This window comes from Mesorhizobium waitakense, assembly GCF_056431085.1.
Genome location: NZ_JBWKME010000159.1, coordinates 1 through 2486, shown reverse-complemented (window position 1 = coordinate 2486; position 2486 = coordinate 1). Strand labels below are relative to the sequence as shown.

The 2486-nt window shown below is 59.7% G+C and carries 1 protein-coding gene and 2 pseudogenes; 2 read left to right on the top strand and 1 reads right to left on the bottom strand.

Translation table 11 applies throughout. From position 1 onward, the window contains the following. Positions 1 to 324 (top strand): annotated as a pseudogene (locus AC07FD_RS30510) (hypothetical protein); the annotation flags it as partial. A gap of 92 nt (positions 325 to 416) precedes the next feature. Beyond that, on the top strand, positions 417 to 617 hold the full coding sequence (locus tag AC07FD_RS30505) for a hypothetical protein (protein ID WP_147377794.1): 201 nt from the start codon (positions 417 to 419) through the stop codon (positions 615 to 617). Positions 618 to 744: 127 nt separating this feature from the next. On the opposite strand, the pseudogene AC07FD_RS30500 reads toward AC07FD_RS30505, so the two are convergent. Continuing rightward, a pseudogene (locus tag AC07FD_RS30500) lies at positions 745 to 2343 on the bottom strand (ISL3 family transposase); the annotation flags it as partial. Positions 2344 to 2486 lie beyond the last annotated feature (143 nt).

Sequence of the window (2486 nt, the reverse complement as noted above, 5' to 3'; positions counted from 1 at the left end):
CGCAGCGATCGCCATTTGGCTCAGATAGTTAAATCGTCACCACGTCCTAGGCCGACCAGCCATATCATCGACTGGTTCCACATCGCCATGAAGCTCCAACCAATGCAGCAGATCGCCGACCACATGGTTCGATCTCGCGCGGACGGTGCCAGGCCCCTTCCAACCCTCCACAGGGACATCAGAGCCGTGAAGTGGCGCCTGTGGCATGGGCGCGTCGATCGCGCGATCCGCGACCTGGAGCAACTCTTGGAGAGAGTGAAGGATTCGCAAGGAGACAGCGAGTTCTCGATCGCACGGTTCATAGCCTCGCCTCGCAGCTCCTGACCTATGTCAGATCGAACCGCGGCGCGATCGTCAACTATGGCAAGCGATACCGAACTGGGCTTCGTGTCGCCACCAGCCTCGCCGAGTCAGCAGTGAATTCGCTTGTCGGCAAACGCATGGTCAAGAAGCAGCAGATGCGCTGGTCTCTCCACGGTGCGCACATGCTCATGCAGGTCAGGACGGCGGAGATCAATGGCGAACTTCGCGATCGGCTGCGGGCACCGTTCCGACAGCCAGAACCGAACGTGCCTCCATTATTCAAGCCCAAACCGCCCCTTCTGCGCGCCGCCTAACCCCAGAGAAGTTACCGGTCTCCCAAGTGCGAATCTCAAATTAAATGCAAATTCTCATTTTAAGTACAAGGCTAAGGCCTTGATATCATTACGCCGAGGAGTCTCATTATTAAATGCAGCGCGACATCAGGCGGTTGATCTGGCCTTCCGCCTGGCCATTGCTCCAGGGTAATTCGACGGCGTTGCGGACGGCGGCGATGTCACGGCGCAGGACCCGCGCGAACCGGACGATCGAGGAGAGCCCTGAGTTGACAGCTTCGTCAATCCACATGTCGAGCTTGCTCGATTCACGGCTCCGAAGGATGCCGCGAAATCGCATGGCAAGGCTGCGCATCAGGACAAAGGCATGTGATCCCTGCTTCAGGGCATCGACCTTCCTCGCCTGATTGATCGTCAGCCTACTTCGCGGCTTCATGCAGAGGGCAGCGGCGACTACCGGCGAGATCACATGGCCGGTCGCAGGATCTCGTATCGGCACAACAATGCCATCTGGTTGTGGGTGTATGAGCGGAGCCGGCGGCGCACTGTTCTTAGCTAGCCTATCGGCACGGCGCCAGCTTGCGAGCAGTCGCTCAAGATTCGAGAAACTGCCCGTGTAGCCGCGCTGCCTGATATCGTGGAACAGGTTTCGGCCGGAGTGATTGCCATGTGTCCAGCACTGGGTGAGAAACGCCTCAAAATATAACGGTGACGTCGGCTTCAACGCCGCCCTGCGTCGGTCGGGTGGCTTGTCGAAAGTCAGCCATTTCGCGATGCTGCGCGGACCGTAGCCGGTACGACGAGAGATCTCGGAACAGGACAGCCCTTCCTTGTGCAAGGCGTGAACCATCTCGAATACCATGTGTCGCGACAGTCGATGAGCGTAGCGCGCCTGCCGCCGATGCGTTGCGTCAACGTGCCGATCATTCCGAATCGGATCGACTTGCGCGCTCCCGACAGCCTCATTAGGCAGCAATGCCCGCCCCGTGGCGCGGCCCGAAAGGCTCATCTGCTCCTCGATTGCGATGCGCAGGTTGTGCATGAGATGAAACCGATCAGCCACCTGGCGCGCTTGCGGCGCACCCTCGCGAACAGCTTGTGCGTAGAGCCCGCATCGGTCTCGGCTCACGATTTCGATAGAAGGGTGCCGCTCCAGCCATTGCGCCGCGCTCGCCACGTTTCGGTCCTCAAGAATATCCACAACCGAACGCCGCTCCAGGTCGACGATCATCGTCCCGTAGCGCCATGCTCGCCGCCAGCTCCAGTCATCGATGCCGACGACCCGAATCGCGGAGTTGCAGTGAGCGACGGCTGCATCCCGCGTCAGCCGTCGCAGGATCGTGTCATCGCTGACCGGCATACCGAGCCGTCCCATCAAGCGCTCGCCAGGCCGGCCACCGGTGCTGTGGCCGAGCAGATTGACAATCTCTGCGACTCTCCTTGTGCGGCGCCCATAAGGGGATGCAATACTCGGTAGTCGATCGGTGAACGTTTGTCGTTCACACTTCTGATGCGCGCACCGCCAACGGCTCAGCCGGAGCGTTACCGTAACGGACTTGCCCTGAACCGGCAGATCCTGAAGGCTGCGGTTAGACCAGCCATGCCGATTTCGGCTCCGCAGTCCGCAATCGGGGCAAATGCCACACGTGGGTCCGACAGCGGAAACCACCCAACTATCATCGTCAGTGAGCGTGACACTTACAACTTTGATCCCTGGGCCGGGCGACCATTTCGATTTCGTGAGCATCCCCGCGCATAGTGGCATCATCACTAACGCCGAATGAACCACACAAAGTGAGGAAGACCCCTATTAAATGCAGCGCGACAGTGGCGGCGCATCTCGGAGGCTTTTTCGGCGCCTACCCGCCGAACGATCTGATCGATCCAGGT